Below are 24,936 nucleotides of genomic sequence, written 5' to 3'. Positions count from 1 at the left end.
TGGGAGCGCTGCGGCCGGCCTGGATAGCGCCTCCGTCAGTCCTGTTGCATCGACGTCAGCAGGAGACTGAGAGTCGGTGCAGACTGTCAAGATAACGCAATCATTTCCTCGAAGGCGTATTTCTTCGAGCCGAACGAGCCGGTCAGATCGCGTTTGAGACGGCTGTGATGGCCGCTGGCGTGCCCCAGCTCGTGCAGGGCCGTCCGGTGCCAGTTGATCGGCTCGAAATAGGCTTGCGGAGGCGGCACCTGCACATAGTCGAGCGACGGCATATAGAAGGCGCGATTGCCGCCAATACGGAAGTCGATGCCGGTGGCCCGGATCAACGCCTCGACCTGAGGTTCGATAAGGCCCGGCGGCGGTGGCGGCGCGACTGCCGTGATCTCATCGGGTAGGCCATCGCATTGCGCGGCGTTAAAGACCGTGAACCGCTTCAGGAACGGAATGGCATGTGCATCCTCACCCGTTTCGCGGGCACGGCGCTTCTCGTCCTCGGGGGTGAAACGGTCGGCATAAACGACAGTCGTGCCACGTTCGCCCTTCCTGACATTGCCGCCAAGCGAAAGCGCCTGGCGGAACGTCAGCCACGCCTGAGCGGGGAAACCATGCTGGATGACAGCCCCCCAGAGGATGAGAATATTGATGCCGGAATAGGACCGGCCGGTTGAAGCATTTCTCGGCAGGCCCAGCGGGGCGGTATCAGGCGACGCACCCCAGGGCTGGACCCATGGCAACCGCCCTTGCTCCAGCTCGGCGATGATCTTGTTGGTGATGTCGTCATAAAGGTTGCTGCGCGCGCCACCTTCCGCGAGGTTACGACCCTGTCTGGCCATCGGGATGATCTCCGCGACGGGTGCCGGAAGCCTCTCCTCCAGCTCTTAACCCGTCACGGAAAATCCGTCCGCACTCTCACTCTGAAGGGGGCGTTGCGGGGATCTCCCCGCAGAAGGGGTAGGTAGAGACCAAGGCTCGGCCGCAGGGGAAGGCTTTCCCCCTATTCGGTATGTTCCCCTGCGCTTCCTTGAAAACTGTCAGAAACCCGCGTATATTTCCAACAGGAGAAAGACGATGACACGGCTGACCGAACAGATTCTGGCACATGCGACGGGACTTCCCGAAGGGATGCCCGTGTCCGCCAAGGGCCTGCTCCACCTCGGAAACCGGGCGGCCGTGGATCAGGCATTGTCGCGTCTGTCCGAGCGCGGGCAGCTCATCCGCGCCGGTCGTGGCGTCTATCTGCGCCCCATCGCCAGTCGGTTTGGCACGCGCGCACCTTCGGTCGAGCAGGCTGTCGAGGCCCTCGCGACCCAAAAAGGGGAGATCATCGTCTCGAACGGAGCCGCCGCGGCGAACGCGCTTGGCTTGACGACGCAGGTGCCCGTCCGCTCGGTCTATCTGACCTCCGGACGCAGCCGAAAGATACACCTCGGCAAGCAGGTCGTCGAATTGCGGCACGCGCCGCGCTGGCAACTGGCCCTGGCCAACCGCCCCGCAGGCGAGGCCGTGCGGGCGCTGGCCTGGCTCGGCCCCGAAAAGGCGGAGGCCGCGCTCACGACCTTGAAGCGGAAGATGCCGCCCGGCGTGTTCGGCGAACTGGTCGCCGCCGCGCCGCAGCTTCCGACATGGCTCGCGCAGAGCGTCGGAAAGGCGGCCTATGGCTGACGTTTTCCTCCAGCTTTCGGCCGAGGATCGGCGTGACGCGTTGAGCGTCGTCGCCGACCGTTCGGGTCGTCCCACCCATCTTCTCGAAAAGGATGTGTGGGTGGTGTGGGCGCTGGCGACCCTCTACGCGGCACCGCTCAGCGAGCATCTGGTGTTCAAGGGCGGCACGTCGCTGTCGAAAGCCTATCAGGTCATTCGCCGGTTTTCGGAGGACGTGGATCTGACCTACGACATTCGGGCGATTGCGCCCGATCTGGTCGGGGACAATGGCGAGGGTCTGCCGAAGACACGAAGCGAGGAAAAGCGCTGGTCCAGCGAGGTCCGTCGGCGGTTACCGGCATGGGTCGCGGAAACCGTGCAGCCTGTGATCGAGACCGCACTGGCCGTCGAAGGTCTGGCGGCGGCCGTCCGGGTCGAGGATGAGAAGCTCTTCATCGACTATGAGGCGACCGCAGCCGGGTTCGGCTATGTGGCTCCAAGCGTCATGCTGGAGTTCGGCGCGCGCTCGACGGGCGAACCCGCGAGCTTGCGCGACGTCGTCTGCGACGCGGCCGGCCTGATCGACGGCCTGGTGTTTCCGACGGCGCGGCCGCGCGTCATGCACGCGGAGCGGACCTTCTGGGAGAAGGCGACCGCCATCCACGTCTTTTGCCTCCAGGAGCGGCTGCGCGGCGACCGCTTCGCGCGACATTGGCACGATGTTGTCCGACTGGACGAAGCCGGCTTTGCGGAAGCCGCTTTTGCCGATCGCGACCTGGCCAACGCTGTCGCCCGGCACAAGTCGATGTTCTTCGCAGAGAAGGCTGCCGACCGCACGCCGATCGACTATGCAGCGGCTGTCAGCGGCGGCTTGCAACTCGTGCCGGTCGGCGATGGCGCGAAGGCGTTGGAGGATGACTATGCCCGCATGGTTGAGGATGGACTGCTCTTCGACGACGAGGAGCCGTTCGAAGCGCTCATGGCGCGGTGCGCTGATATAGCCGCGCGCGCGAACAGAGCAGCCAAGTAAGAAACTGGGAGGACCGGGGGTATATGAGCGAAGTCGAAGAAGAGCGAAAATTCCAGTTTCTGCGGGACGGCGATGCCGAGCCATCTGAACTGGACTGGAACAAGGGGATCGAGAGCGCCCGCAAGGCGATTTCTGAGGCAATGAACGCCAAAAATATCGCATTTCTGCTCGGCGCCGGATGTTCTTCCCTGATGAAGGACAAAAAGGAACTCGGCATTGCGACCATGGCGCCGCTGGCCGAGAGTTTTGCGGCGAAACCATCGAGGCACGCGCGGCGGGATTCTACAGCGATCCGCCAACAGCCGGCGCTGTACCGGCGCCGTGGCGGCTGACCAAAGACGAACTCGACTATCTCGATGCGCTCGGGGTCGACCTGGCGAAGGATTACAGCCGTAACCTGGAACGTATGATGGAGGTGCTGTTCGCGCAACGGTTCGTGCTGCGCCAGAGCGAGAATCCCGATCTTCACCCGGGTCAGCTCTCAGCGGAAATCAACAGACAGGCTAATCGAGCTGACCGCAGATGTCGTTTCGGCCTATGTGTCGAACAATCCTGTACCTGTCGCCGAATTGCCCGGCTTGATCTCCAGGGTGTATACGAGCCTGCTGCAGCAGACCGATGTCCCCACGGAAGTCGTATCAGAATCCAAAAAGCCCGCAGTCCCAATCAAGAAGTCGGTGACGCCGGACTACATCGTCTGTCTCGAGGACGGAAAACAGTTCAAATCCCTGAAGCGCCACTTGTCGACCCACCATGGCCTCACCCCGGACGAATATCGTGCGAAATGGGGCCTGCCGGCAGACTATCCGCTGGTCGCGCCAAACTACGCCGCAGCGCGTTCCGCACTGGCAAAATCGATGGGATTAGGACGCAAGCCAAAGCCCGTCGAAGAACCGCCAGCGGCTCCTGCCAGACGGAAGAGACTCGGCCTCAAATTCTCATAGGGCCTCTTTCGACCGTTCCCCAGGTTGCACCGGAACAACTCGCCGCCCCATTTGCGCGATTCAATAGATGCCGTCCTGAATGCACCGGCGCTTCTCCATCGCGAACGGTGAGCAGGGTCAACGGCAGTTCGAAGAACAGACCACCGATGACCCGCACCACTACGGCACCGATGACGAATGTCAGATTCTGAAGGGCAATCCCAGCCGTGCGGCAGGAAGGCCGGTGCGCATCGGGGTCTTCACGTCATCTCCTAGTAAAGAGCTGCCCTCTCGCGGTTCGGTGCGGGAGGGCAAGCAGGAACACCGTTCATGGATGTTGTCGCCGCAAGTCACTGCTTGCGCAACGGCGTTATTCGGTGGTCTTGCCGTCGAAGTGTTCATGCGCGGCGTCGGCTTCAGCCTTGGTTGGATGAACGACACCGTCGACGTGCTCGGGAGGGCTGTAGATCGTATAAAGCTTCAGCGGCTCATTCCCGGTGTTTTTGACGTTATGCCGCGCACCGGCCGGTACGATCATGGCCATATCGGCCCTGATCCTGCTCACATTGCCGTCGATCAGGATTTCGCCTTCGCCGTCCTCGACACGGAAGAACTGATCGCCGTCGTCGTGAACCTCTTCGCCGATCTCCTCGCCGGGCTGAAGCGCCATCAGCACGAGCTGCATATTTCTTGCCGTATAAAGAACACGGCGAAAATCCGTGTTTCCTTCGGTCAGTTCCTCGATGTCATCAACAAATCCACGCATGATATGCTCCATTTCATTGGTTTATTGCAAAAATGTTAGCTCGTCGTTGATCTCACTCAAGTCTCCCCATAAGACTTTCGCATATGGTCGTGTCGCCGATGCGACTTTGGTAAGAGTATCCTCAAGCTGTCCTTCCAGCAGCGGCGCGTCCACATCAAAGCATCCGCCAGGGAATCGAGACTTGTCGACCTGTGCATTTACGCACGGAGATCTCTTTGGTTTAGGTGGCAATTCCACTACCGACCTCAATGAGGTCGCCCGAAAAACCAGAACCAAGGCAGCGGCCTGTGCATTTCTGCAAGCCTGGCTTGCCGGTTTCGCCAATCGCAATGCGTGGCCAAACCCTTAGATCAATGAGGCAGGGGACACCTCTTCCCCACTATCGAAAGGAACCCGATCATGACCCAGAAAACCATTCTTCGCAGCGATGAACTTTCCTGCCCATCCTGCGTGCCGAAGATCGAAAAGGCGCTCAGCGCCCTTCCGGGTGTGGCAAAGGCCGAGGTGCGCTTCAACACCGGCAAGATCGAGATCGAGCACGACCCCGCGCAAGCCAGCGTTGAAGCGCTGGTCGAGGCGGTGCGTGGCACTGGCTATGAAGCGCAGCCTGCCGCTTTCTGATCGGCACTCCGCTTATTTCGCCGCGCCGCGCGCCGGCGTGGCCGGCACGCTTTTCAGGCATGGTTGAAGATGAAAGGAGCGATGAGATGAGCAATCTTGTCAGCAGGATCAGGAGCGCCTTCGTGCATCCGGCACGGCGGCGCTTGTGGTTGACGGTCGGCAGCGGCGGGTTGATCGCGGCTGGCCTTCTGGCACGCTACGGCTTCGGCATGATCGAGGTATGGACGGCGCTGATGGTCGCGGCAGCTTTTCTTGCCGGCTCCGATATCGCCATCCGCGCCTGGCGCTCGCTGCGTGTAAAGCATTTCAGCATCGAACTGCTCGTCACCGTCGCGGCGGTCGGTGCGTTGTTTATCGGCGAGGTCTGGGAGTCGGCGGCCGTCACTTTCCTCTTCATATTCGGTGGCTGGCTGGAGGCACGCACCATGGGCCAGACCCGTGGCGCGCTGAAGGCATTGCTCGATGCCGCGCCCGCCACCGCGACCGTGCTGCGCGAGGGCGATCCCGTCGAGGTGCCGGCACATATGGTCCAGCTTGGCGAGACCGTACTGGTCAGGGCCGGTCAACGCATCCCTGTGGACGGTGAGGTGACCGAGGGCGCCGCCGCCGTCAGCGAGGCGGCGATTACGGGTGAGCCGATGCCGGCCGAGAAAGTGCCGGGCAGCCACGTTCATGCAGGAACGATCGCCGAGAACGGGTTGCTGCGCATCCGCGCCACCAATGTCGGCGCCGACACCACCCTTGCCCGCATCATTCAGCGCGTCGAGGAAGCGCAGGAGGAAAAGGCCCCGAGCCAGCGTATGATCGAACGCTTTGCGCAATGGTATACGCCGTCAATCATCGGGCTCGCGGCCGCCGCCTTCGCAGTGACGCAGGACATCCGCCTGGCGCTGACGCTGCTGGTCGTCGGCTGCCCCGGCGCGCTGGTCATCTCGACGCCGGTCTCCATCGTCGCCGGCATCGGCCGCGCTGCACGCAGCGGCATCCTCATCAAAGGCGGCCAGCATCTGGAAAGTGCAGGCCGGATCGACACGCTGGCGCTCGACAAGACCGGCACGCTGACGGAAGGCAAACCGCAACTCGCCTCCATCGTCGCGCTCGGTGGCGTGACGGAAGCCGAGTTGTTGCATCTGGCTGCGACCGCCGAGACCGGATCGACCCACCCGCTCGGCCGTCCGATCGTCGAGGCCGGCCGCAAGCAGGGACCGCTTTCCACGCCCGAGGCGCTGGAGGAGCATGCTGGCATGGGCCTGAGCGCTCGCATCGACGGCCGGACCGTTGCCGCTGGCAACCGCCGCCTGATGGATACGCTCGGCATGCCGCTGGGCCAGGAGGGCGAAGCTGCACTGGACCGTCTCCTGTCCAACGGCCAGACACCGATCCTGGTGGCGCGTGACGGGCAGTTGATCGGGCTGCTGGGTATGTCCGACATGGCTCGTGAAGGCGCGGCGGAGGCCATCGCCCGTCTGCGTGACATCGGCATAGGCCGCGTGGTCATGCTGACCGGCGACCAGCATGGTGCCGCCGAAGCCATCGCCCGCGAGGTCGGCATCGACGAGGTCCATGCCGGGCTGATGCCCGAGGACAAGCTGGAGTTGATCCGGAAGATGAGGGCTGACGGCGCGCATGTCGCCATGGTCGGCGACGGCATCAACGACGCGCCGGCGCTTGCCGCCGCCGACACCTCGATCGCCATGGGCGCGGCCGGCAGCGACGTCGCCATCGAGACCGCCGACATCGCGCTCCTGAAAGACGATCTCGGCAAGATCCCCGAGGCGATGGCGATCTCGCGCGCGACGCTGGGCAATATGCGCCAGAACCTCGTCATCGCGCTGGTGACGGTGGCAGGCCTGCTGGCGGGCGTGTTTTCCGGCAATGTCCACATGGCGGGCGGCATGCTGATCCACCAGCTCTCGGTCCTGATCGTCATCGCCAACGGCATGCGTCTGTTGCGTGTGCCGAAGGCCACCGCATCCAGCGGGAGGGCCGCAAAAGCCGCCGCCGATCGGCCCGCAACTGTGGCCGCGCGAGGCTGACGCCTCCTCGCAGACCCCGATGCGGGGTCTGTTGTTTTTGCAGCGCCAATCCTGTCTCATCGCTCGCAACTACCGGAAAGGATCGACATGCATACCAGGACCGCCCCATGGAACGACGTTCTCGACTTCTGGTTTCCCGAAGGCCGCTCGTCAGAGATAGCGGCTGAAACTCATCGCGATTACTGGTCCTGGCGGCTGCACGGCGGCGCGGACGGCACAATCGTCGCGCGCTTCGCCGACATCACGAGCAGCGCAGCTTCAGGCGATCTCGACGACTGGGCCGACGACCCCGAAGGCAGGCTGGCGCTCATCATCCTACTCGACCAGTTCTCGCGCTCGCTCTGGCGCGGCACGCCGCGCGCATTCGCGCAAGACCCTGCCGCGCTGTCGCTGGCGATGGAGGGGTTCTCCAACGGCCACTACGCATCTCTGGGCACGCCCTGGTTCAGGATCGTCTACAGCCAGCCGCTTGGCCATTGCGAAGGCCAGGATCACCTCGCGCGCATCGATCTGCTCATCAGGCTTCGCGAAGAGATCGCCGCGGGCACGCCCGCTTCCCTTCAGCCGATATACCAGTCACTGGTGAGACAGGCGGGCGACGTACGCAAGGTCATCGCCGCTTTCGGCCGTCACCCGCACCGCAATCAGGTCCTCGGCCGAGAATCGACGCAGGCGGAAGAAGCTTACATCACAAAAGGAGATTTCCCGCACGACAGGGCGTTTCAGGCGTGACGTCTGCAAACGAAATGCATCGCGGTTGATGCTTTCATTAGCTGCTCGGGTAGATTACGGTTGTTGCGTATTCATATTCTATGGAAGGAAAACATCATGGCTGACACTTGGCTTCCCTCACTCAAGACAGCGACCCCGCAGGAGGGGTTCGACCTTGCCACCAAAATGGCGCGGGTCGGCGTCAAGGTGACCCAGCCTTCCGCCGAGATTCGCGACAAGCTGCGCGCGGCCTACGATCAGGACACCGCGCAACTGATCGCTTCCTCGCAGGTGATCGCCATCCATTTCCAGACGGTGGCGGCCGCCAACAATTACTGGCGCGACTGACGCCCTCGCCTACGACTGACGCCAGGGCGTCAGTCGCGTCAGCGTTTCAGTCACAGTTTCAGACCCCGCAACCGCAGCGCGTTGGCGATGACGCTGACCGACGACAGCGACATGGCGGCTGCTGCGATGATCGGTGACAGGAGCAGGCCGAAAGAAGGGTAGAGCACGCCTGCGGCAACCGGGATGCCGGCGGCATTGTAGATGAAGGCGAAGAACAGGTTCTGGCGGATGTTCGCCATCGTCGCCTCGGATAACCGCCGCGCCTTGACGATCCCCATCAGATCGCCCTTGAGCAGGGTGACGCCGGCGCTTTCGATGGCGACATCGGTGCCCGAGCCCATGGCGATCCCGACATCGGCGGCGGCAAGCGCGGGCGCGTCGTTGACGCCGTCGCCCGCCATCGCCACCACCCGGCCTTCTGCCTTGAGCCGGCTTATGACCGCGCTCTTTGCGTCCGGCAGCACGTCCGCTTCAACCTCATCGATGCCGAGTTGCCGCGCGACGGCTTCGGCCGTGGTTTTATTGTCGCCGGTCAGCATGACGATGCGGATGCCCTCGCCATGCAGCGCGTTCAGCGCCTCCTGCGTCGTCGCCTTGACCGGATCGGCGATGGCGAAGATACCGCCGGCCCTGCCATCGATCCCGATATAGATCGCGGTGGCGCCATCATGACGCAACGCATCTGCCTGGCCGGACAATTCCGCGACGTCGACGTCGTGTTCCTTGAGGAACACCGCATTGCCGACCACGATCGCCTTGCCTTCGACGCTGCCGAGCGCGCCCTTGCCAAGCGGAGAGTCGAAATCCACTACGGGCGGGATGGCGATGCCCTTCTTCTCCGCCGCCTCCACGATCGCCAATGCCAGCGGATGTTCCGACGCCTTCTCGACACCGGCGGCAAGCCGCAGGATTTCCGTTTCGTCGAAGCCGGCCGCCGCAACGACCGCCGTCACCGACGGCTTGCCCTCGGTGAGCGTGCCGGTCTTGTCGACCACCAGCGTGTCGACCTTTTCCATATGCTCGAGCGCCTCGGCGTTCTTGATCAGGACGCCGGCACTAGCGCCCTTGCCGACGCCAACCATGATCGACATTGGCGTCGCCAGCCCAAGTGCGCAGGGACACGCGATGATCAGCACCGAAACGGCCACGACCAGCCCATAGGCAAAGCGCGGCTCCGGCCCCCAGATGCCCCAGACAATGAAGGCGAGAATTGCGATGACGATGACCAGCGGTACGAACCAGCCCGAGACGTGGTCGGCCATGCGCTGGATCGGCGCACGCGAACGCTGCGCATCGGCGACCATCTGGACGATCCGCGACAGCATCGTATCGCGGCCGACCTTTTCCGCACGGATCACCAGCGCCCCGGTCTGGTTCAGCGTACCGCCGATGACCTGATCGCCCACAGTGCGGGTGACAGGCATGGATTCGCCGGTAACCATCGCCTCGTCGAGCGATGAGCGTCCGTCCTCCACCACGCCATCGACCGGCACGGTCTCGCCGGGCCGCACGCGCAGCCTGTCGCCGAGAATAACGTGCTCGACCGGCACGTCTTCCTCTGTGCCGTCATCGCCGATGCGCCGCGCCGTCTTCGGCGCCAGATCAAGCAGCGCCCTGATCGCGCCCGAGGTCTGTTCGCGGGCGCGCAGTTCCAGCACTTGGCCAAGCAGCACCAGAACGGTGATGACCGCCGCCGCCTCGAAATAGACCGCGACCGTGCCATCTTCCGCGCGGAAAGCGGCGGGGGAAATTCCCGGCGCAAGGGCGGCGACGATGCTGTAGGCCCAGGCGACGCCGGTGCCCATGGCGATCAAAGTGAACATGTTGAGGCTGCGATTGATCAGCGAGGCCCAGGCGCGCTCGAAAAACGGCCATCCGCACCACAAAACCACCGGCGTCGCCAGAACGAGCTGAATCCAGATCGATATCCGCATTGGCACCAGATGGTGCAGGGCCGGGAAAAGATGACCGCCCATTTCGAGCACGAAGACCGGAGCGGCGAGAACCAGCCCGATCCAGAAACGCCGTGTCATGTCGGCGAGTTCGGGGCTGGGGCCGCTGTCGGCCGTCACCACCAGCGGCTCCAGCGCCATGCCGCAGATCGGGCAGCTTCCCGGCCCGTCCTGCCGGATCTCGGGATGCATCGGGCAGGTCCAGATCGCGCCCTCGGGCGCTTCCGGTATGGGCGACGCTTCCCCTGCAAGATATCGCGCCGGGTCCGCCTCGAATTTCGCATTGCAGGACGCCGAGCAGAAATAGTGAGTGTGGCCCCCATGGGTCAGGCGATGTTCTGCGGTTTGCGGGTCGACCTCCATCCCGCAGACCGGGTCCGTCACAAGATGCGCATGACCCGAATGGTCATGATCATGCGAATGGTGCCGATGCTCATCGTGTCCGTTCATTCTCTAACCCGCCGCCTCAATGGAACTTGGAAAACTCATCGTTTCGCTACGTTGCCAAATAGCGCGTTCAGCCCCTCGGCCATTGTCGGGTGCGCAAGAACCGCATCGCGCAGGACACTGTAGGACAGACCGCCAAGCATGGCCGCCTGCACCACGGCCATCACTTCCCCGGCCTCCGAGCCGATCATGGTAAAGCCCGCGATCCGGTCCTGTTTATCGACCAGCGCCTTCATGAAGCCGGCCGTCTGCGAGGTCGTCCGCGTCCGCAGCACGGCCTTCATCGGCAATTGTGCGACGCGCATATCCATTCCATTGGCGCGCGCGTCGGCTTCGCTCATGCCGATGCGGGCAAGGGGCGGGTCGATGAACATGCAATAGAGCATCAGCCGCCCGGTGGTCGTTCTGTCTCCACCGTCGAGATTGTCTCGGATAATTCGGAAATCATCGAGCGATGCGTGGGTGAACTGCGGACTTCCGGCGCATTCTCCGATGGCCCAGACGTCCCTTGCAGTCGTCTCCAGTCGATCGTTCACCTTGATGGTGCCGCGATCCGTCAGCGCGATGCCTGCCTCTTCGAGACCGACCCCTCGCGTGTTGGGCGTGCGACCGGCAGCGACCAGAATGTCCGTGCCCTCGATCGTTCTTAAACCGCCCGGCGTCCGAATGGTGGCGCGCACGCTTTCGCCCGACCGGCCCTCCATTTTCTCGACTTCGGCCGACAAAAGCACCTCCATGCCTTCCGCCTCCAGAATCCGCCGAACTTCTTCGGAAACATCCTCATCCTCGCGCTTCAGCAGCCGTAGCCCACGGTCCACAATGGTGACGCGGCTGCCGAAACGCCGGTAGGCCTGCGCGAGTTCAAGGCCGACATAGCCCCCGCCGAGAACGATCAGATGTGCCGGCAACCGGTCCAATTCGAGCGCTTCGATATGGGTGAGCGGTCCGGCTTCGGCCAGACCGGGGACGGGCGGAATGGTTGCATGTGTTCCAAGATTGAGAAACAGCTTGTCCGTGGCGAGCAGTCGCGTCCCGCCGTCGTTCAAGGCAACTTCGATCGTTTCTGGTCCGATGAGGCGGGCGTTGCCCATTATGAGTTCCGCGCCCGTCGCCTCGTAGCGTTCGAGATGAAACGCAACCAGACCCTCGACCATGGCGCGCTTGCGCGCCACGACCGTCTTCATGTCGACCGAGACGGGGCCGGCGGCAACGCCGTACTCCGCGGCGTGGGCAACGGCATGAGCAATACCCGCGCTCCAGATCTCGTTCTTGCTGGGCAGGCAGTTGATGTTGGGGCACGAGCCGCCGATCCAGCGCCGCTCGATGACAGCTACCTTCTGGCCGGCTTGCGCCATATGCCAGGCGAGGTATTTCCCGCCCTCGCCACAGCCGATCACGACGGCATCGTAGCGCTCCGCTTCCGTCATCAACTACGCATCCTTCTGCAACACCGCCCCTATCCGCGCGATGAAAATATGGCGCTCGACAATATATGCGGGATCATGTCATACTCTTGCGGGGTCGAACAATTACTGTTGCTTTTGCGGGCGACCCCTTGAGGTGGCCTTACTGCCAGTTTCGGCGCCGTCGCATCATTTCCGGACCACGGCCTTGAAATGGACCGGGATCATCGAGTGTAGTCGGTTCTGCTCCGGCTGTATTGCCCGAAAGGGAACATGCAGGCTGCACAGGATTGGCCAACTTTCTGTAGGAGAAGATCATGTCGTTGAATGGCAAAGTCATTTTGGTAACCGGCGCTGGCCAGGGGATCGGACGCGGCATTGCGCTGCGGCTTGCAAAGGAAGGCGCCGACCTCGCGCTGGCCGATGTCAAGGCTGACAAGCTCGACTCCGTTCGCAAGGAAGTCGAAGCGCTCGGACGCGAGGCCACCACCGTCGTCGCCGATGTCAGCAAGCGCGACGAAGTCTACGCCGCTATCGACCATGCGGAAAAGCAACTCGGCGGGTTCGACGTCATCGTCAACAATGCCGGCATCGCCCAGGTCAAGCCGATCGCCGACGTCACGCCCGAGGACATGGACCTGATCTTCCGCATCAATGTCGACGGCGTACTCTGGGGAATCCAGGCGGCTGCGAAGAAATTCAAGGATCGCGGACAGAAAGGCAAGATCATCAACGCCTGCTCGATCGCCGGACATGACGGTTTCGCCATGCTTGGCGTCTATTCGGCGACCAAGTTCGCCGTGCGGGCGCTAACGCAAGCCGCCGCCAAGGAATATGCGAGCGCGGGCATCACGGTGAACGCCTATTGCCCCGGCATCGTCGGCACCGACATGTGGGTGGAGATCGATGAGCGTTTTTCCGAGATCACTGGAACGCCGAAGGGCGAAACCTACAAGAAGTATGTCGAAGGCATCGCTTTGGGTCGCGCGCAGACACCGGAGGACGTGGCAGCGTTGGTCGCTTTCCTCGCGGGCGCCGATTCCGACTACATCACAGGACAGTCGATCCTGACCGATGGCGGTATCGTCTACCGATAAGGCCGCCTGCCAAATCGCGAATGTTCAGAAGCGGCCGCACCGGGAAACGGCCTTGTGAGAATTTCTCCCTTCAGCGGAATGGTTCCGTCTGGAAGAGCCGCGTTTTGTCGGAGAGAATTGTCCTCTTGTTACTGGGCATGGCATCGCCGCCTTCGGCCGCCATTCGCACCACAGGTTCTTGACCGGCATTCGACGCCTACTGAAGAGCGGTCGGTTCCTCATCTACGCGCGTTTCGGGCGGGATTGCCGTCATCCAGTCAAACCCCTGACTGGTATGAAGGCTCTACCGAGCCGGCGTCGGGTTGGCGTCGCAGTGAGGTCGCACTGCGCGCCCGGATCGGGTCGGCGAGCAGCCTGAGGCCGTTCAGCACCACAAGAACCGTGCCGCCCTCATGCCCCACCACCGCGAGCGGCAGCGGCAGGGCGAAGAACAGGCTCGAGGCGACCAGAAGCAGCATCATGCCGATGGCGAAAGTCAGATTCTGACGGATGATCCGGCGGGTGCGGCGCGCCAACCGATGCGCCGCGGCAAGGCGGGCCATGTCCTCCGACAACAGCGCGACATCGGCTGCCTGCAAGGCGACGTCGCTGCCCGCTGCGCCCATGGCGATGCCGACATCGGCCCGCGCCAGCGCGGCGGCGTCGTTCACCCCGTCGCCGACAAAGGCCACCTTTCCATTCTTCGCCAGTTCGCCCACCAACCGGACCTTGTCTTCAGGCAGCAGATCGGCATGGACATCCTTTGCCTCCAGTCCGAGTTCCGCGGCGATCCGCAAGCCGACAGGGCGCCGGTCGCCGGTCATCATGGCGATAGTATCTACCCCAGCCGTCCTGAGCGCAGCCAGTCCGGCGGCCGAGGTCTCGCGCGGACGGTCGGCGACGGTGAGCGCACCATAGACCCGATCTCCCCGCCCCAGCCACACCACGGTCTGGCTACCATCCGTCAGTTTCACAAATTCCGGAGCATCCAGCGATGCGCCCATGCGCGCGGCCATGCGCGGATTGCCGGCCCAGAGCGGGCCCACGGCATCCTCCCCCGTAATCCCCTCACTTGGCACGGTTTCCACATCGCGCACCTCGGCGACGGTTATGCCTTTTTCGTCGATGTGGCGGCGGATCGCATCGGCAATTGGATGTTCGGAATGCGCCTCGAGACCGGCGATCAATGACAGGAACCGCTCTTCGGCCTGTGCTCCCGATTCCGACGCCATCACCTGCGTCACCTCGGCCTTGCCTGTGGTCAGCGTACCGGTCTTGTCGAAGGCGAAGATATCGACCTCGGCCAGCGTCTCCAGCGCCGCGCCGCCCTTGAACAGAACACCGCCGCGCGCGGCCGCCGCCAATGCCGAGAGGATCGCCGCCGGGACCGATATCACTACCGCGCAGGGGCTGGCCGCGACCAGCAGCGTCGCGGCGCGATAAAGCGCATCCTGCATTGTCCAGCCGAGTGCGAGGAATATAATGAGTGCCAGCACCGCGCCGGCCAGCACCGCGATGGTATAGCGCTGGCCGAACCAGGCGCTGAACCGTTCGGAAGGAGCGCGTGCGGCCTGAGCCTCGGTCACCAGTTCGATCATCCGCGCCACGGTGCTTTCCGCGACCGGACGGGTAACGCGGACGAGCAGCACGGCGTTGAGGTTCACCGTGGCCTCGAACACCTTTGCGCCGGGGCCCTTGCCGACCGGCATCGATTCGCCGGTGATCGTCGCCTCATCGAGCGAGCCTTCCCCTTCCGCCACCTCGCCATCGGCCGGCACACGCGCACCGGGGCGCAACACCACCAGGTCGCCGGCCACGAGATCGCCCACCGAAACTTCCGTGACGGTGCCGTCAGGAGCGCGCCTGAGCGCGGTGTCGGGACGCAGCGCCATCAGCGCCTCGACGGCATGGCGCGCCCGGCCCATCGCCCGCTGCTCCAACGTGGTCGAGAGGCTGAACAGCGTCAGCAGCACCGCCCCTTCGAGCGCAGCACCCACCGCGGCGGCGGCAAGGGCTGCCACGATCATCAGAAGATCGATGTCGAGAACCCGCTCGTGCCAGAGCGACGTCAGGGCTCGGACCCCGGTCGGCACACCACCGGCCAGATAGACCAGCACGAGACCGACCGGTCCCCAAAGACCGGGGATCAAAAAGGCATCGACAGTCGCAAGCGCCATCCCGGCAAGTGTGATGCCGGTCAATGCTGTCATAAAGCGGTCGGAAGAAAGGTCGATTTGCAATTTGTGTTCCTGGCTGTGCCGCGACGGCGGCAGTGGCTGGGGAAACCGGGCAGCGGTGCGCCATGCAGGCTGGCGTTACATTGCCGGTCGATCAGGTTCCGTTATTCCTTTTCCATCACAGCATCGAGCTTACCTCCAGGACCGCACCGCCGGCAGCCGCGATCAGCACCACGAGCCAGGGCGGAAATTTCCAGCTCATCAGGGCCACGAAGCAGGTCAGCGCCAGCGCAAAGTCACGGGGCGAACCGACCGAGCTGGTCCAGAGCGGATCGTAGAGCGCAGCGCCCAGAATGCCGACCACCGCGGCATTGGCCCCTGCCATCGGCGCCCGCACGCCGGAGCGTGCGCGCAGCGTGTTCCAGAACGGCAGCGCGCCGACAAGCAGCAGGAAGCCCGGCAGGAAGATCGCAAGAAGGGCGAGCGTCGCGCCGGCGATCCCGTTCGGGCCGGGTTCGAGCAACATGCCGAGATAGGCGGCGAAGGTGAAGAGCGGCCCCGGCACCGCCTGGGCCGCGCCATAGCCGGCCAGGAACGCATCGGGCGTGACCCAGCCCGGGCGAACCACTTCGGCTTCCAGCAAAGGCAAGACCACATGGCCGCCGCCAAATACCAGCGCACCGGCGCGATAGAACGCGTCGATCACCGCCAACCCCTGCGCGGGAAACAGCGCCGCCGCCAGCGGTAGGCCGAAGATCAGGATGAAGAACAGGGCCAGCGCGACTATCCCCGCCTGTCGCGAGACCGGGAAGGGCAGCGCTTCACCCGTCTCTCCCGCCGTGTCCCGGCAAAGCCAGAGCCCGGCAAGTCCACCGAGCAGAATTGCACCCACCTGGCCCGTCGCGCCCCCGATCAGCACCACCATCAGGACGGCGGCGAGCGCGATCGTCTGGCGTGAGCGGTCGGGGCAGAGCGTGCGCGCCATCCCCCAGACCGCCTGCGCCACGATGGCCACCGCCACCAGTTTCAACCCGTGGAGCACCCCGATGCCAAGCGGGCCTGAAAACGCCCCAGCTCCGAGCGCAAACAGCATCAGTAGCAGGGCGGAAGGCAAGGTAAAACCGAGCCAGGCAGCCAGCGCACCCGCCGGTCCGGCACGCTGCAAGCCCAATGCGAAGCCGACCTGGCTGGATGCTGGCCCCGGAAGGAACTGGCACAGCGCGACCAGATCGGCATAGCCACGATCGTCGATCCAGCCGCGCCGGGCAACGAATTCCTCGCGGAAATAGCCCAGATGCGCGATCGGTCCCCCGAAGGAGGTCAGGCCCAGTTTCAGGAAGGCGGCCAGAACCTCGCCGGGCGTTCCTTGTCGTCGGCTTTGGGCCGCGGCATTCAGCGTGTCATTGGCGGGCATGATCTCTCCGTGATGCTCGCGATTTCCGGGGCACGCCAGACGCCCTGAGAGGGCGCATGCGATCATTGTCCCAGTAATGGGGCAATGGAACAAACAGGTGACTGCCGAAGCGCGCACCTTGTCGTTTCATCAGCATCGCAAATAGTATCCACAGGACCGGACACCGCAAGAGAGATAACGGATGAATCATGCCGTGGTTGTCCGGGCAGGACCAGCCTGCGGACGACGGCCTTCCAGAAGGTCGGCGTCGGTGGCGAGCGCATCAGCCATGAAATCCATGAAGACGCGAATACGGGCGGTGTTGCGCAGATCCTCATGGGTCAGCAGCCACAGATCGAGCTGGAAATCTTCCGGAAACATGGCGATCCGGACAAGGTCGGGGGTGCGGTCGGCCACGGCGCAGGGCAGCGGCGCAAGGCCGATTCCGGCCCGTGCTGCGGCAATCGCAGCCGAGATCGAATTGGTGCGATAGATCGGCCGCATTTTCGGCAGCCAATCCGCCAACTGATGGCCGATCGCCCCATGTGACCGGCCGAAGCCGATCCAGTCGCTGCCGGCAAGATCCTCATCGAGCCCCTGAGCGGCGCGTTCTGCCGAGGCATAGGCTCCGAAGGCCAGCCGGCCGACGCGCCGACCGACCAATATTTCCTGCGGCGTGTTGCAGATGCGCAGTGCGACATCGGCCTCGCGTCGGGTCAGGTCCAGGGGAGTGTCCGAAACGATCACTTCCAATTCGATCCCTGGTTGCGCTGCATGGAAGGCTGCCAGATGCGGCGGCAATAACCCGATCGCCAGCATATCGATGGCTATGATGCGGATAAGCCCGCTCAGGCGCTGGTCCTGTCCGGTCACCTGACGCGACAGGGCGATAATTTCCTCGTCGATCCGGATGGCGGTCTCCTGCATGGCCTCTCCGGCGCCCGTCAGCGCATAGCCGTCCGGCAGCCGCTCGAAGAGCCGGACGCCCAGACGTTCCTCGAAGGCGCCGAGACGGCGAAACACGGTCGAGTGCGTTACGCCAAGGCTGCGTGCTGCGCCAGACAGCGTGCCCGCCCGGGCCACAGCGAGAAAGAAGCGCAGATCGTCCCAGTTCTGGTTCTGTGCATCCATGAAGGATCACCTCTTCCAAGCCTGCTCCCATTGCCGGCAGCTTGTCGCCATCTTGCCGGCAACACCGCGCATTCGCTTTGCCCCGTCAGAAAAGCTTGACCACGATCATTGTTACACTTAAGTATGTGACTGCTCACTTACTAGGTACTTTATGCGAAAATCCGCGGAATTGCGCAAGGCCGAAATCGTCGCGGCCGTCCTCGACCTGGCGGACCGGATCGGGCCCTGGCTGGGACTGATGGCCCCATCGACCGGGTCAAGGCGCTGATGGCCGCGCAACTGAGGCAGATTGTTTCCACACCGGCGCTGCCGATGCTGCTGTTCTCGCGCGAGCTGAATGTCGGCAATGAGGATTTGCGTGCGGCCTTTCGCGGCCTGCTGATGAAGTTTCAGGGTTTGATCGTGGCCGAACTGGCTCGCGGTCAGGACGCTGGCTTCTTGCGCCGCGAAGTCGCCCCAGAGGATGCCGCCGTTCTGTTGACGTCGCTGGTTCAGGGGATGGCGATCCGCTGGTCGCTCGGGGCGCGCAACTTCTCCCTGATCGGGGAAGGAAAGCGGCTCCTCGACGTGCAATTGCGGCTACTGGCCGCGAAGGAGGATTAGGCCATGGGACGTCGGTGGATCTACGGTGCGGTAGCGGCGGTTCTGGTGTTGGGCGCGGGTGTGCTGTTCCTCACCGAGCGGCCGATCACGGTCAGCGTGGTGCAACCAGAGCAGGATGTAGCCCTGCGCATCTACGGCCTCGGCTCGGTCGAGGCACGGATTCTCAGCCGGGTTGGATTTGAGGTTGGGGCTGCCCTGACCGGGCTGGCCGCCGACGTCGGCGACCGAGTAGTCAGGGGGCAGGAACTGGCGACCCTCGATCCAGCCGAGCAGGAGGCGCGTACCGCCCGTGCCCGCGCTGCTGTCGCGGCCAATGTCGCCGCCTTAGCCCGCGCCGAGGCCACGGTGGCGCGTGCCCGCAGCGTACTGGCGCAGCGCCAGACGGCAAATCAGCGTCAGCAGGGATTGGCGCAGCGCGATGTGACCTCGATCCAGCGCGCCGAGGAAGCGCAGCGTGACGAGGACGTGGCCCATGCCGATCTGGCGGTCGCCGAGGCGGATGTGGCGGTGATCCGTGCTCAGGGCACGGACGCGGCGGCAGCCCTGCAACAGGAGAAGGTCCTTCTCGCCCGTCATCTTCTGACCGCACCCTATGACGCGGTGATCGTTACGCGCCATGCTGAAGCGGGAACAGTGGTGCGGGCCGGCGATCCGATCTTCACCCTGATTGCTCCCGAAACGGTCTGGATCCAGGCCTATGTTGATGAGGAGCGCGCCGGCCAGCTTGCGCTTGGCCAGGCCGGCACGATCCGGCTGCGCTCGCAGCCGCAGGCTGAGTTCCAAGGCATCATCGCCCGCATCGGTCTTGAAAGCGACCGGGTGAATGAGGAACGCCGGATCTGGCTGACCTGCACGGACTGCCCCCAGCCGATGTATCTCGGCGAACAGGCCGAAGTGCGCATCACCACCGGCAACCGCAACAGTGCTCTGATGGTGCCGGAGGTGGCGATCACCGGTTTCGACGGGCATCGCGGCCGGGTCTGGCTGGTGCGGGACGGACGGCTGGAACAGGCTGAACTGACTTTTGGCGCGCGCGACGATCGTGGCCGGGTCGAGGTCATGGGCAGCCTGCCGGAAGGTGCCGCCATCGTCGCCCGGATACCGCAAGGCGCGACCGAGGGGCGGCGGGCGCGGACCAGGACAACGCCATGAACCTTGCTCTCAAAGATATACGCCACGGACTGTTCCGCTTCGTCCTCACCTGTTTCGGGCTGGGGCTCTTGATGACGGTCGTGCTGTCGATGATCGGCATCTATAACGGCCTTGTCGCCGATGCGCTGGCGGTCGTGAAGGCGCCGGCAGCAGACGTCTGGGTGGTCGAGAGCGGCACCAAGGGGCCGTTCGCCGAAGCCTCGAACATCCCGCTGACAACGCGCGACGCCGTGGCGCGGATGCCCGGCGTGGCCGCAGCCGGCGCAATCAATTTCCAGAACATCGAGGCTGCCCATGCCGGCGCGTCGCTGCGGCTCTACGTCATCGGCTATGAACCGGGACATCCCGGCGGCCCGCAGCGCATCGCCGAGGGACGCGGCATCGGCACAAGCCACTTCGAACTGGTGGCAGATCGCAAGACCGGTCTTCTGACCGGCGAGACGATCCGTCTCGGGCGCAACCGCTTCATCGTGGTCGGGCTGGTCGAAGGGGCAATGAACGCGGGCGGCGATCCGGCGGTCTATATCACGCTGGCGGACGCGATGGCGCTACAGACAGAGCTTGACCCGGCAGCGCAGCGCGTTCAGGCGGCGCGGGGCACCGTTTCGGTCAAGTCCGCCTCGGTCGCGGCCGTGATCGCACGGGTAGCGCCGGGCGCGGATGTCGAATTGCTGACCGCGACCGTGCGGCAGTGGAAACATCTGGCGGCGCTGACGCAAGCCGAGCAGGAGGACATTCTGGTTTCATCGGTGGTCGATCTGGCGCGGCGACAAATCGGCCTGTTCCTTGGCATCCTGCTCAGCGTTTCAGCGGTAGTGATCGCGCTGATCATCTACACGATGACGATGGAGAAACTGAAGCAGATTGCCACGCTGAAGCTCATCGGCGCGCCCGACCGCACCATCATAGGGCTGATTGTGCAGCAGGCGCTGATCCTCGGCGCTTCGGGCTGGGGGATCGGACTACTGCTGATCCTGACAGTAAAGGATTATTTCCCGCGCCGGGTGGTGCTGGAACCGTTCAATGTGATGGTGCTGGCCGGGATCATCTTCGCCGTCTGCATCGCCGCCTCAGGCCTTGGCGTGCGGGCGGCAATGAAGGTCGATCCGGCCACGGCTCTAGGGAGCTGACATGACGGACGGCGAAATCCTGATCGATGTGAAGGGTGTGGCCAAGCATTTTGGCGAGGGCGAAACCCGTGTCGATGCGCTGCGCGACGTCGACCTTCAGGTCCGCGCCGGAGAGGTGGTCGCGCTTCTTGGCCCCTCGGGCTCGGGCAAAACCACGCTGCTCAACGTCATCGGCTGCATCCTGGCGCCATCGGCGGGCAAGGTAACGCTGGACGGCGAGACGGTGTTCGACAGGCAATGGCTGCGGCACGACCTGAGGAGGCTCAGGCTCGACAAGATCGGTTTCATCTTCCAGACGCACAACCTTTTGCCTTTCCTGACCGCCGAGGAGAACGTCGCCGTGGTCCTTCATCTCGCCGGCTGGTCGGTTGAGAAGGGTCAGGCGCGAGTACGCGAACTGCTCGATTATCTTGAAGTCAGCCGTCGCGCCGCGGCCAAGCCGGCGCTCCTGTCAGGTGGCGAGGCGCAGCGGGTGGCCATTGCGCGGGCGCTGGCCAACCGCCCCCGCATCATTCTGGCCGACGAACCGACCGCCGCGCTCGACAGCAAGCGGGCCGGGCTGGTGATGGACCTGTTGCGCAAGCTTGCCGCTGAGCAGGAAGCCTGCATCGTCACCGTCACCCATGACGAGAAGATTTTTGACCGTTTCGACCGCCTGATTCACCTGCGCGACGGCAGGCTGGCCGACGCATGACACAGGAGAATACCATGACCGCAAGACCCCTCTCTCATTCCATCGCTTCCGGTGTGGCGGTCGTGTTTGGCCTGGCCACCGTCATTTCGGGCGGCCGCGCACTCTTCGGCGGCGCTGATATGGGAGCGGTGGTTCCATTCGTGCTGTGGTTCAACTTCGTGGCCGGCTTCGCCTATCTGCTGGCAGGGATCGGACTATGGCGCGGCACGGCCTGGGCGCCTGCCCTGTCCATCGGTATCGCAGCGACCACGGCCGTGGTCCTTGCTTTCTTCCTCTGGCACGTCTGGCGCGGCGAGGCCTACGAGAGCCGCACGATGGCCGCGATGGTCCTGCGGCTCGGCATCTGGGTTGCTATTTCGACAGTTGCGGTAAAGATCCGATGGCCAAGATAGTGGCTCGCGACGACTGCGCTGGCGAGTCGACAGGCATTCGCTACGTCCAGTATCGCGATATGGTGAAATCTCTGGGCTGGAACTACCTGAATTTTCTGCCGACCAGATCGTGTAAATGCTCCAGGAATGCGGCCAAAGACTTTTACACAAACCATCATCATCAATCCGGTATACTTGACCTTACGCAAAGACCACGTTCGCAAGACGAACTAACGCGGGGCATGCTAGGATTGAAGATGCTATAGTGACCCTAAAGGTGGCAATGTCGTGCGCAGGGATATCCCAAAAGATGCCGTTCCCATGCTATGCGCCTCATGCGAGGGGCGTAACAAGGGCATTTGCAGTACGCTGGACTGCCATCAGCTCCACGAACTGGTCAGGTCTTCGCGCAAATCCGCAGTTGAAGGCGGGGCTGCTCTCTTGGGTGAGGCTGAGCGGATCGACCGATATGCCAATATCCTGTCGGGTGTGGTGAAGCTGACCAAGACGCTGTCCGACGGGCGCCAGCAGATCGTTGGCCACCAGTTCGCCCCTGATTTCCTCGGCCGACCATTTCGAGCCGAGAGTCAGCTCAATGCGGAAGCCGCCACAGAAGTCGTACTCTGCTCCTTCCCTAGAGAAGCCATCGAACGGATGATGCAGGAATCGCCAGAACTGGAACGCCGGCTCTACAAGCAGGCGCTCGACGAACTGGATGAAGCACGCGACTGGATGGTGACACTCGGTCGCAAAACAGCAAGCGAGAAGATCGCGAGCCTGTTGTTGATGTTTGCCCGTCATGCCGAGCCATCCGGGAAGGCAGGCCGTAACTTCGCACGTTTCGATCTGCCGCTCACCAGGGCCGACATTGCCGATTTCCTCGGCCTTACCATCGAAACGGTCAGTCGCCAGTTGACGCGGTTACGCAACGATAAGATCATCTGCATCGAGAACAATCGTCTGATCATTGTGCCTGACCTCCGACGCTTGAATGCACGAGCCGGGAATTAGATGCCGGGCGACAAGGCCAGATTTCAAAGGCTGCGATGGATGGTGGCCGGGCGATGACCAGCGCGATCAGCAATTCACAACCAGAGCGACCGGGCTTCGGCCTCGCCGATATGTCGCCGGCCTATTTCGGTCTCGTGATGGCCACGGGCATCATTTCTCTGGCGGCGCACATGATGGAGTATGGCCCGCTGGCATCGAGCCTTTTCTACCTGAATATCGGACAATACGGCCTGTTATGCGTCCTCTACGCCCTCCGGGCCTGGCGCTATCCGGCGCGGTTTTTCGGTGACATGTTCACCCATCTGACCGGACCCGGCTATTTCACGGCGGTCGCTGGCACCGGCATCCTGGCTAGCCAGTTCATGGTCTTGCGTGAGGACCTCGTCGCCGGAAAGGCGTTGTGGGTGTTGGCCGTGGTGCTATGGCTTGGCCTCACCTACACCATCTTCACGGCCTTCACCGTCAAGCGCGACAAGCCGACGCTCGACAAGGGTATCAATGGCGGCTGGCGCTAGAATTGCTCCCACTGCATTTTCAGTCTTAACTTCGCCGAATCTCATAGGGCTGAAACTCCTTGTGGAGCAGTTTTGGAATGCTCACTAAGAACAGAAACCCTATCCACGAGCAGTGGTATCACGATTTCTTCTGATGAAGTTGTCCCTATTGCATGCCATTTGGGGCCTGGTAGTCTCGCGATAGAGCGCATTCGAAATGTACAGGCAAACCATATTGAGAAATCTTGCTCCCGTCACCACTGATATATCCTTCATGAGCTTATAAGTCATGCTTCAAAAAGCAGATATCAGTGAGATGTCAAACGGCATCAATCATAAACACTACCGACGATTCATATTAGGTAAAACCAAATTTACTAAACGTTATCATCCTTGTGCAAGCAGTTTGGTAACCAAATAAGGCTCCATGCCCTCAATGCCACCCTCGCTCCCATAACCACTGTGGCGCACACCACCAAATGGTGCTTCCGGTGTTGATACTGCGATTGCGTTCACGCCAAGCATGCCCGCTTCAACCCCATCAGCCAGCATACTGATATTATGCGCCGAACTGGTAAAGGCATAAGAGGCCAATCCAAACGGAAGCCGGTTTGCCTGTGTAATTGCTTCTTGCGTATTATGGATACGGGCGGTGACGACGATGGGGCCAAAAGGCTCCTCATTCATAATACGGGCGCTTTCAGGCACATCGGCCAATACAGTAGGCGCAAAAAAATTGCCCCGATTACCAACAAGATTACCGCCGGTCATACAGCGCGCGCCCTGCGCAATTGCATCATCGACCAGTTCACGCATGGCTGAAACCCGGCGCGGATTGGCCAGCGGGCCCATCTGCACGCCCTCTTCAACACCTGATCCGATCTTCAGTTTAGTAGCGGCACAAACCATGCCATCAACAAAACGATCATGCAGACTGTCATGTACGTAAAATCGTGTTGGTGAAATACAAACCTGTCCGGCATTGCGGAATTTGAACGGTGCCAATAACGAAATTGCCCGCTCAAGATCTGCATCCTCAAGGATCAGTACCGGCGCATGACCGCCAAGCTCCATAGTACAGCGCTTGGCTCCGTGGCGCGCGGCCAGACCAGCAAGATGCTGACCGACAGCGGTGGAACCAGTAAATGTAACTTTCCGGATAGCCTCATGAGCAATGAGTTGTTCCGATACTTCGGCAGGATTACCAAAAACGATGTTCAAGACACCGTCAGGTAGCCCCGCATCATGAAAAGCACGCGCAAGTTCAATTGCCGCAGCGGGGGTTTCTTCCGCAGGTTTAAGAACGATCGTGCAACCGGATGCAAGCGCTGAGGCCACTTTGCGTGCAGGCATCATCAACGGAAAATTCCACGGGGTAAAAGCAGCAACAGGCCCGACCGGTTGCTTGAGCACACGATATTCCACCTGTGGATACGGGCTGGGAACGATCCGCCCGTAGATACGGCGCCCCTCTTCTGCACACCAATCCAGTGTTTCGGCCGAAACCATAACTTCTATCCGCGCCTCCCCCAGAGCTTTCCCCTGCTCGGTACTAAGCAGCCAGGCGATATGATCAGCACGCTCACGTAAGAGATCGGCAGTACGTCGCAAAATGCGACTGCGCTCAAGTGCAGTCAGAGCGCGCCATGCCGGAAAACTACGGGCAGCGGCCTGTGCTGCGCGGTCGATATCGGAAGCACTCGCATGAGGTAATCTGGCAATGACCTCCCCGGTTGCAGGATTATACACATCTTCGCCACTATCCGAGACGGAGATCCATTCGCCATCGATAAAGAGTGTTAAAGGGCCATATTTTTCAGTCATTA

The 24,936-nt window shown here is 62.7% G+C and carries 23 protein-coding genes and 1 pseudogene; 16 read left to right on the top strand and 8 right to left on the bottom strand.

The features are described 5' to 3' along the window. Positions 1–95 precede the first annotated feature (95 nt). Positions 96–833: pseudogene (locus DFR47_RS20240) on the bottom strand (ArdC family protein); the annotation flags it as partial. A gap of 235 nt (positions 834–1,068) precedes the next feature. On the opposite strand from DFR47_RS20240, the gene DFR47_RS20235 reads away from it, so the two are divergent. From DFR47_RS20235 to DFR47_RS20220, 4 genes are all read left to right on the top strand, one after another. Next, a complete protein-coding gene (locus DFR47_RS20235; protein WP_009450572.1) occupies positions 1,069–1,662 on the top strand; it encodes a DUF6088 family protein in 594 nt (197 codons plus the stop codon). Next, the gene (locus tag DFR47_RS20230) at positions 1,655–2,671 is read left to right on the top strand and encodes a nucleotidyl transferase AbiEii/AbiGii toxin family protein (protein ID WP_113946315.1); all 1,017 of its coding nucleotides are present in this window, start codon (positions 1,655–1,657) and stop codon (positions 2,669–2,671) included. Before DFR47_RS20235 ends, DFR47_RS20230 begins: the two co-directional genes overlap by 8 nt. 23 nt (positions 2,672–2,694) lie before the next feature. Beyond that, positions 2,695–3,003: a hypothetical protein gene (locus DFR47_RS20225; RefSeq protein WP_210207355.1), complete on the top strand. Its 309-nt coding sequence runs from the start codon at positions 2,695–2,697 to the stop codon at positions 3,001–3,003. A 129-nt stretch (positions 3,004–3,132) separates the two neighbouring features. Continuing rightward, the gene (locus tag DFR47_RS20220; RefSeq protein ID WP_113946324.1) at positions 3,133–3,615 is read left to right on the top strand and encodes a Ros/MucR family transcriptional regulator; all 483 of its coding nucleotides are present in this window, start codon (positions 3,133–3,135) and stop codon (positions 3,613–3,615) included. 349 nt (positions 3,616–3,964) lie between these two features. Here the strand turns inward: DFR47_RS20220 and DFR47_RS20215 are convergent, their stop codons facing one another. Then, entirely contained in the window at positions 3,965–4,360 is a 396-nt protein-coding gene (locus DFR47_RS20215) for a cupin domain-containing protein (protein WP_024845350.1), read from the bottom strand. Between the two features lie 399 nt (positions 4,361–4,759). On the opposite strand from DFR47_RS20215, the gene DFR47_RS20205 reads away from it, so the two are divergent. The 4 genes from DFR47_RS20205 to DFR47_RS20190 all read left to right on the top strand — a co-directional run bounded on the left by DFR47_RS20205 (position 4,760) and on the right by DFR47_RS20190 (position 8,076). Further along, positions 4,760–4,981, top strand: a complete 222-nt coding sequence (locus DFR47_RS20205) for a heavy-metal-associated domain-containing protein (protein ID WP_113946313.1) — start codon at positions 4,760–4,762, stop codon at positions 4,979–4,981. 86 nt (positions 4,982–5,067) lie between these two features. Continuing rightward, positions 5,068–7,017 carry a heavy metal translocating P-type ATPase gene (locus tag DFR47_RS20200; protein WP_245416663.1) on the top strand — a complete coding sequence of 650 codons (1,950 nt, stop codon included), beginning with the start codon at positions 5,068–5,070 and terminating at the stop codon, positions 7,015–7,017. Positions 7,018–7,104: 87 nt separating this feature from the next. Beyond that, positions 7,105–7,749 (top strand): DUF924 family protein, encoded by a 645-nt coding sequence (locus tag DFR47_RS20195; protein ID WP_113946311.1) that lies wholly within the window; start codon positions 7,105–7,107, stop codon positions 7,747–7,749. Positions 7,750–7,845: 96 nt separating this feature from the next. Further along, positions 7,846–8,076, top strand: a complete 231-nt coding sequence (locus DFR47_RS20190; RefSeq protein WP_024845346.1) for a hexameric tyrosine-coordinated heme protein — start codon at positions 7,846–7,848, stop codon at positions 8,074–8,076. Positions 8,077–8,126: 50 nt separating this feature from the next. Here the strand turns inward: DFR47_RS20190 and DFR47_RS20185 are convergent, their stop codons facing one another. Then, on the bottom strand, positions 8,127–10,478 hold the full coding sequence (locus DFR47_RS20185; RefSeq protein WP_113946310.1) for a heavy metal translocating P-type ATPase: 2,352 nt from the start codon (positions 10,476–10,478) through the stop codon (positions 8,127–8,129). 35 nt (positions 10,479–10,513) lie between these two features. Continuing rightward, positions 10,514–11,902 (bottom strand): mercuric reductase, encoded by a 1,389-nt coding sequence (locus tag DFR47_RS20180; RefSeq protein WP_113946309.1) that lies wholly within the window; start codon positions 11,900–11,902, stop codon positions 10,514–10,516. Between the two features lie 293 nt (positions 11,903–12,195). Here DFR47_RS20180 and DFR47_RS20175 point away from each other — a divergent pair, with 293 nt between their 5' ends. Then, entirely contained in the window at positions 12,196–12,975 is a 780-nt protein-coding gene (locus DFR47_RS20175) for an acetoin reductase (RefSeq protein WP_113946308.1), read from the top strand. 257 nt (positions 12,976–13,232) lie between these two features. On the opposite strand, the gene DFR47_RS20170 is transcribed toward DFR47_RS20175, so the two are convergent. The 3 genes from DFR47_RS20170 to DFR47_RS20160 all read right to left on the bottom strand — a co-directional run bounded on the left by DFR47_RS20170 (position 13,233) and on the right by DFR47_RS20160 (position 17,655). Continuing rightward, positions 13,233–15,194, bottom strand: a complete 1,962-nt coding sequence (locus tag DFR47_RS20170) for a heavy metal translocating P-type ATPase (protein WP_024849399.1) — start codon at positions 15,192–15,194, stop codon at positions 13,233–13,235. Between the two features lie 115 nt (positions 15,195–15,309). After that, entirely contained in the window at positions 15,310–16,545 is a 1,236-nt protein-coding gene (gene chrA, locus DFR47_RS20165; RefSeq protein WP_113946307.1) for a chromate efflux transporter, read from the bottom strand. A 186-nt stretch (positions 16,546–16,731) separates the two neighbouring features. Then, positions 16,732–17,655, bottom strand: a complete 924-nt coding sequence (locus DFR47_RS20160; protein WP_113946306.1) for a LysR family transcriptional regulator — start codon at positions 17,653–17,655, stop codon at positions 16,732–16,734. A gap of 159 nt (positions 17,656–17,814) precedes the next feature. Here DFR47_RS20160 and DFR47_RS20155 point away from each other — a divergent pair, with 159 nt between their 5' ends. The 7 genes from DFR47_RS20155 (at position 17,815) to DFR47_RS20120 (ending at position 23,131) form a co-directional block, all read left to right on the top strand. Next, on the top strand, positions 17,815–18,258 hold the full coding sequence (locus tag DFR47_RS20155) for a TetR family transcriptional regulator C-terminal domain-containing protein (RefSeq protein WP_374788430.1): 444 nt from the start codon (positions 17,815–17,817) through the stop codon (positions 18,256–18,258). 3 nt (positions 18,259–18,261) lie between these two features. Next, complete coding sequence (locus tag DFR47_RS20150) at positions 18,262–19,410, top strand: efflux RND transporter periplasmic adaptor subunit (protein ID WP_245416662.1); 1,149 nt, start codon at positions 18,262–18,264, stop codon at positions 19,408–19,410. Then, a complete protein-coding gene (locus DFR47_RS20145) occupies positions 19,407–20,540 on the top strand; it encodes an ABC transporter permease (RefSeq protein ID WP_113946305.1) in 1,134 nt (377 codons plus the stop codon). The genes DFR47_RS20150 and DFR47_RS20145 overlap by 4 nt, the downstream gene beginning before the upstream one ends. 1 nt (position 20,541) lies before the next feature. After that, positions 20,542–21,234: an ABC transporter ATP-binding protein gene (locus DFR47_RS20140; RefSeq protein WP_113946304.1), complete on the top strand. Its 693-nt coding sequence runs from the start codon at positions 20,542–20,544 to the stop codon at positions 21,232–21,234. A 14-nt stretch (positions 21,235–21,248) separates the two neighbouring features. Continuing rightward, on the top strand, positions 21,249–21,626 hold the full coding sequence (locus DFR47_RS20135) for a hypothetical protein (RefSeq protein ID WP_113946322.1): 378 nt from the start codon (positions 21,249–21,251) through the stop codon (positions 21,624–21,626). A 300-nt stretch (positions 21,627–21,926) separates the two neighbouring features. Continuing rightward, positions 21,927–22,616 (top strand): Crp/Fnr family transcriptional regulator, encoded by a 690-nt coding sequence (locus tag DFR47_RS20125; protein ID WP_113946302.1) that lies wholly within the window; start codon positions 21,927–21,929, stop codon positions 22,614–22,616. A 53-nt stretch (positions 22,617–22,669) separates the two neighbouring features. Beyond that, positions 22,670–23,131, top strand: coding sequence for a tellurite resistance/C4-dicarboxylate transporter family protein (locus tag DFR47_RS20120; RefSeq protein ID WP_113946321.1), 462 nt, complete (start codon positions 22,670–22,672; stop codon positions 23,129–23,131). Between the two features lie 366 nt (positions 23,132–23,497). Here the strand turns inward: DFR47_RS20120 and DFR47_RS20115 are convergent, their stop codons facing one another. Next, on the bottom strand, positions 23,498–24,934 hold the full coding sequence (locus DFR47_RS20115; protein ID WP_210207357.1) for an NAD-dependent succinate-semialdehyde dehydrogenase: 1,437 nt from the start codon (positions 24,932–24,934) through the stop codon (positions 23,498–23,500). Positions 24,935–24,936: the final 2 nt, after the last annotated feature.

Origin of the sequence: Pseudochrobactrum asaccharolyticum, assembly GCF_003314995.1 — a bacterium.
GTDB lineage: Bacteria > Pseudomonadota > Alphaproteobacteria > Rhizobiales > Rhizobiaceae > Pseudochrobactrum > Pseudochrobactrum asaccharolyticum.
This window is presented reverse-complemented; position numbering and strand designations above follow the sequence as displayed.